Here is a 6,400-nt window from a genome sequence, read left to right on the forward strand (position 1 = left end):
TAAGGCGGGGCAAACGCATACCAAACTAAATAGTGTAACATATCACCTTCCATCCTTTTTCTTCATTTTTCACCGCCGCAAACAAGCAATTTAGTGTTTCACTCACAGCAATATAATAAGCATCTGTATCCAAATCGTATTTTCGAACCGGATTTCCATCCCAATCAAAAACCAATACTGTATTAGATTTACGTCCGGTCTCAAAATATTTTTTATCCGAATAGAGAGCATATACATATTGACTCGTTCCACAAAGATTTATATAGCCATTTTGAGTTTTCTCCGTCAAATGTACACTAAATATTGCTCCCCCTTCTCCAACAAACGGCTGATTGAGAGGATCGCCCAGCCTTAAAGATTTTTTCAACTCAATATCTCCATGCTTTATTTCAAAGAAATCTATATTGGATGAAAAATTGACTGAAGATGCAAAATTCTTCTTATTAGGATTTACCACTAAATCACCCTGATTAGCCAAAAACCGAGTATATACATCAAATTGACTATTTGCTGCATTATATACATCTACCCCATATCCAAGCATTTCACTATGTTTGTCAAATACGAAATATTGATACTTGGATTTATACGTACCCGACCCAACAAACGTACTATCATCCACTACTATAAGCCTTGAAATATCCATATCAGGAATATCATACTTTGCCAAACAAACAGGAGAACCATTTACCTTATTATTACGTAAAGAATCCATACTATATTTTATGATATTTTTCTTCTGATTATCGAATACAGACCAGTGCTTTTCTAATAAATATCCATAGCACCCAACAGATATTTCACAAGGTCCCTGTCCTATTATGCCAAAATGCGTAATATAGCTACCTGTTTTTGCATCAAACAGTGTATAGCTTTTGCTTGAATGCAAATCGTAAACAACCAAATTTTCTCCATCACAAACCAATCCTTCTATCACCGCAATAGAATCCTCATTTATACTCCACGCTTCATTGACAGACAAAGAAGAAGACTGAGAAAATAATTCTAAAACCGAGTGAGATTTACGTTCTTGACATCCTGCCAAAATACACATACACAACCACCAAGCAAATATTCGACTCATGTTTTTCATGTTATTTATGTTTTTAATGTCATCATACATAAGCCAACAGTTTGGCTACACTAACTTATTATTTTTTTATATCAAAAGCGGCTTAAAGGTTGGGGAACAGGTTAACATTCTCTCATACACCACCAAAGCTAAACTTCAGTATCGGCTGGTCGTTGTTCACATCTGTCGCCATTATCGTTTTAGTAGCTTCATCCACAAAAATACCATAGATATAATGGTCGAGCACATATTTACATAAAGGTTCGCCTTTCAAACTAAATACATAAATGTATTTTCCTCCATCGGGAAGGCGTCCTTGTTGCCTTGCTATCTCTTTGAAGGAGGTTCCATGAAACACTGCATAAATGGCACTGTCGGTTACTTGCACATCGCTGAATCCCATAATACCTGTCGGTATGCCATACCCACCGGAAATTTTGAATTCGGGTTCACCGTGTTTGCCGATACAAACAACATGAGAACTATCTTTCAAATTATAAACTTCAATCACTTCTCCCAATTGGGTGACAGCAGCCAAAATGCCATTACGCGGATTATAATCGACAAAACTACGCCATGCTTGGGCCAATGCAGGACGAGATTCCTGCAATGCTTTCGCATTGGAGGTAGGTATAGCTCCCATACGCTCTATAAGCCGACCTTTGCGACTGACTTTTAACAGGCGGCTATCACCCGAATAATCAGGAATGACAAAGGTCGTATCATCATACACTGCAAAATCCAACGGTCGAAGTATATCTTCATCCAATGTCACCGTTTCGTCACGAAGCAGTGAATCACCGGATGAAGAAAAATCTAACCTGGTTAATTCGCTTTTATTAGCGTCTAAAGTCCATAATGTATGGTGATACAAACGGAAGTTTTCCATAGATAACATTTCCGTGGGAGAATCTCCACGTCTGCCAAAAGAAGACAGATACCGAAAATCCGGGTATTGGAATAAGTGACCGTAATGTTCGGAACCATGTAAATCCATCACAATGGCTTTATCGCCTTCTACACGTATCCGAAAAGGATAACGGAACAAGGCGGTATCAAGTTCTACGACTTCTCCTTTCAGTTCTTTTTCTTGCGGGAATCCGGAATAGGGAATTTGCCGGTCGCCATATTCCTTATGGTTATTATAACAAGAAAACAGGAATAAAAGCAATAAGAGGCTAACGCCATTTTTCAAAACTATAGACTTGGGTAACATAATCGGTTCTTATTATTTATTTTGCATTTCCTGTAATTCTCAATTGGATAGGAGAATCTTGGGTATTGCAGTACAAAGTTAATGTTTTATTAAAATGTTCAGGCTGTTCTGCCTTATATTTCACTTTCAAATTCAAACTTTTACCCGGTTGAACAGGTTCTTTAGGATATTCGACCGTAGTACAACCACAAGAAGTAATTACATCATTTATCACTAATGGACTTTTTCCTATATTACAGATTTCCAAATCTACTTCTTGCTCCCTCTCCCATGAAAAAGTACCCATTTCTATTTGAGACAAAGAAAGTGAAATTGTTGTCAATGGTTTATTCTCCAACAAAGATAAATCTTGTTTGCCTGAAATTATATTCCAATAAAGTTCTTTAATATGTGGATTTTGCACTGGATTACCTATTGCCTTAACTTTATTCTTTTCATCTAATAGAAAAGTCTGATATTGCATATCAGAAGGAAAATTATTTATCTTATTTAAAACATCCAAAGTATCGATACATATTGGATACATGAATCTTTCCATTCTTAAAGTAAGGTATATATCACGTCCTTTCTTTGGAACAAAGAAGAATAAAAACTGAACTTTATTAGGATAAATGGAATCAATTTTATTAATATAACTACTCCATTCAGATAAATGCAACCGACAACTGGTACATCCCATAGAATCTACATAAACTACTATTTTATATTTACTATCACATATAGCAAAATTAGGTACACTTTCATCTCCTTGAATACTAAATTTTAGATTTTCAGGAAAAATAACCTCTTTATCTATCCATTTCTTTAATATTCTCTCAGCTTGTCTACTCTTCTCATTTTGACAAGAGAAAATACAAATAGAAAGAAAAGCCACATACACAAAATATTTCATAATTAATTCTCGCTTAATTTTAATCTATAAAAATGATAAGGGTCATTGGAATTTATACCATAAAAATAATTCAATGATTCATCAATGAAAAAATAAGATATAGTTTGGTCTAAATGATATATAGCATTAAAATCTCCATCCCAACTTGCAATTAGCAAACTGGAAGGCGAATTTACTTCTTTTGTATCCGGACACAACAAATAAATCCTATCATTAGTCACATACGCATCTCTTATATGCGAGAATCGTTTCTTTACATCAGTGTCTATCGTAGTTTGACAAGGTTCATAATTCAATAAAATGTCATGCAGTAACATACCATTTTGATTATAAATACGACAACGACGTGTCCTATAATAAAACACCAATAAACGACTTCCATCAGGTCTTGTTCTAATTTCGTGGGCATAAGCTGATCTAAAATCACTGACAGACTTAAAATTTACGTATGTATCCGGATACATACCTTTAGATTTCTTTTGTTGTTTAGATAAATCTATCATAAAAAACTCATTCATTCCTTTATCAAAATAATTGTCAGAATAAGCATATAAATTATCATTCAATTTAGCAACTCCCAACATCCGTTTCCCCATTATATTATCAAAAAAAGAAGTAGAGAATAATTTCAAGGAATCGCCTTCGACCCATTTATAAAAATATAATGAATCATTACGAACTAAATAAAGTTCATCGTTAAACTGCTGTAAAGGCACAGTAAACTCAGATTGTTCGCCAAAATATGATAAATGTTTCATATCCGGATAAGAGAATACAGAATAGATGGCATTATCCAAAGTTGAAGTACGCACTAATATTCTCTCGTTACTCAACAATATGCATCGAGGATTAAACTGCGCAGGATACATAGGCACTTTTTCTAAAACAATAGTAGTGTCTTTAGAAAAGGTGCTACTGTATACAAGTGGCACTGTAGGTGAAGAGGAAACACAACCCATCACACAAATCCCCCCAATTATTATAGCCAATAACTTTTTTTTCATAATTCACATTTAGCCAATACATAATCGGGATTACCGCCTATCATATATAATACATTGCTATTTCTATTAGCAGCTATTCGCATGATAGGCATCCCTACATCTACAATCTTTAATAAACATCCCGTATAATCATACAAAAACACAGTGCGAGGACATTTACTTATATTACGACGAACCGTAGTTTCATCCATAGGATCTGTTTCACGGTCACGCTCCAAAGTTATAATATAATCTTTACTCATACAGACATCACGCATTCCCCTTATTTTTCTATCAAAAACTATTCTATCATCTGCAATGATATAGTTTTCTTCATTCCCCTTATGCTCCCATTGTAAGGTAAAAGTTGTTTTATCTCTCTTATATAAAGCTAAATACGGAAAATTAAAAGAAGTAAAAACAAATAATCCTTTCACCGGGTCATATGACTGATAGCTGCCAATATGCTGTTTCATTTCAGGTATCGGATAAACACCCCAAAAAGATTCCTGCCCATTTATCATTGTGCGAAAATATACATCCGAACCATCATCAGTAGATTCAATATACAAATCATGGTCCATTTTTTCCATCTTCATTTCTTTTTCTTTACCTGTCACTTCACAAAATGGTTCTTTACCACTTAACAAACTATCAATAGACAAGTAACCGACTGTCTTTCCATTAGCGTCTACTGCGAAAATTTGACGATTGACACAACATCTGTTAATCACAGGTGTAACAAATTCTTTAGGTCCCTCTCCTACCTTTCCCATTACCCCCAATTCTTCACCGGTTAATGAATTATGTATATGCAAGAAATAATCGCGCGCAAAGGGATCAGACCAAACCAAATAATTGTCGACCAAGAGCAAATCTCCAGGCATCATCGTAAATATTTCATCATTCAGCACTTGCGACTGCAAGTTGATTCTTTGAATAGTAGTTTTTTTCGATTCACAAGAACTAATCAAAAAAAAGACAAAAATTATAATTATGTTTTTATACATAGTAGTCTTTAATTATAAAGCTACCTTAGCAGATTAATCTAAATGATTTTCTCTTAAGGTAGCTTATTTCAAATCAATTATTCCCTCCAATGATTGCAAGTACCTCTGGTTTCACAAGAACTATTAACAGAAGCCTGATAAGTATAGTGTATGCCATTACACACACAACACTCCCGACTATCCGAGGGCTCACAATTTCCTCCTGATGATTCGCCTTGAGCCAACGCCTCCATATTTACTATAACCAAATTTGATAGTTTCACATCATTCTGTGAAGTATATACATTATATCCCGCAACAGCAGCAATAGCAACAACTGCAATACAACCCATTATTTTCGTTTTCATATTCGATTTTTTTATTAATAATTTTTCATTTCTCATATTTCTGTATTTATCATTTCAACAGAATAGCAATCGTTTGCTACATTAACTTATTATTCTTATGTTTGCATCAAAATCTGTTTAAAGGTTTGGGAGCAGGTGATATATAAACAAATCCGGAAAGATTAATAGATTCATCATCCTGCTCCTTTTAATCGGGTTAACTATCTCTCATACATTACCAAAGCTAAACTTTAGCATCGGTTGGTCGTTATTCACATCTGTCACCATTATAGTTTTAGTAGCTTCATCCATCAATACCATATATATAATGGTTGAGCACATATTTACACAAATGCTCTCCTTTCAAACTAAGCACATTTCTCGCAGTCAGAAAAAGCACCTGTTGTCTTACTATCTCCTTTAAAGAATGTCGCGTGCTCAATCTAAACTATAGGGTATAAAAACATACTTTACATTTTCGTGGTGTAAAGGGCAATCTACAGAACCAGTACCAATACACATGGTTGTAGGAGTTTCACCAGCAGCCAATGCTTCCACATTATTCAATAAAATAACATTCTGCAAATTGTCTTCCTCGTTTTTTCTGCAAAAGAAAGTAGCAACCAACACAAGCAAAGAAAGAATTCCAAATCTCAATAACTTTTTCATACTATGATATAATTTGATTAATTTCGTCTAAAGATAGATATCCGGTTCGAATGCCGCAAATTAATGTCATGAGAAATTGTGAAATTCGCTGTGAGAAAATTCTCACAGCGAATTTTATCGGTGAAATGGTACTTTTACACAATTAAAGAATAGCTGCTTTTTGACGTTTTAACATCAGTATTTACAACCGATTATTACTCAATAATTTGCAACTAATAAGTCAGAAATATGG

At 34.4% G+C, this 6,400-nt stretch carries 7 protein-coding genes; all 7 read right to left on the minus strand.

The features are described 5' to 3' along the window. Window positions 1-25: 25 nt before the first annotated feature. Window positions 26-1,093 carry a BF3164 family lipoprotein gene (locus tag QZ331_RS06450; RefSeq protein WP_294629081.1) on the minus strand — a complete coding sequence of 356 codons (1,068 nt, stop codon included), beginning with the start codon at window positions 1,091-1,093 and terminating at the stop codon, window positions 26-28. Window positions 1,094-1,205: 112 nt separating this feature from the next. Continuing rightward, window positions 1,206-2,288: a BF3164 family lipoprotein gene (locus QZ331_RS06455; RefSeq protein WP_294629084.1), complete on the minus strand. Its 1,083-nt coding sequence runs from the start codon at window positions 2,286-2,288 to the stop codon at window positions 1,206-1,208. 16 nt (window positions 2,289-2,304) lie between these two features. Then, the gene (locus QZ331_RS06460; RefSeq protein WP_294629086.1) at window positions 2,305-3,180 is read right to left on the minus strand and encodes a DUF1573 domain-containing protein; all 876 of its coding nucleotides are present in this window, start codon (window positions 3,178-3,180) and stop codon (window positions 2,305-2,307) included. Window positions 3,181-3,182: 2 nt separating this feature from the next. Further along, the gene (locus QZ331_RS06465; protein WP_294629087.1) at window positions 3,183-4,184 is read right to left on the minus strand and encodes a hypothetical protein; all 1,002 of its coding nucleotides are present in this window, start codon (window positions 4,182-4,184) and stop codon (window positions 3,183-3,185) included. Beyond that, on the minus strand, window positions 4,181-5,173 hold the full coding sequence (locus QZ331_RS06470) for a hypothetical protein (protein ID WP_294629089.1): 993 nt from the start codon (window positions 5,171-5,173) through the stop codon (window positions 4,181-4,183). The genes QZ331_RS06465 and QZ331_RS06470 overlap by 4 nt, the downstream gene beginning before the upstream one ends. Window positions 5,174-5,250: 77 nt before the next feature. Then, window positions 5,251-5,520: an NVEALA domain-containing protein gene (locus QZ331_RS06475; RefSeq protein ID WP_294629101.1), complete on the minus strand. Its 270-nt coding sequence runs from the start codon at window positions 5,518-5,520 to the stop codon at window positions 5,251-5,253. Window positions 5,521-5,937: 417 nt separating this feature from the next. Then, entirely contained in the window at window positions 5,938-6,168 is a 231-nt protein-coding gene (locus QZ331_RS06480; protein ID WP_294629091.1) for an NVEALA domain-containing protein, read from the minus strand. Window positions 6,169-6,400: the final 232 nt, after the last annotated feature.

The organism is uncultured Bacteroides sp. (assembly GCF_910586915.1).
Classification (GTDB): domain Bacteria; phylum Bacteroidota; class Bacteroidia; order Bacteroidales; family Bacteroidaceae; genus Bacteroides.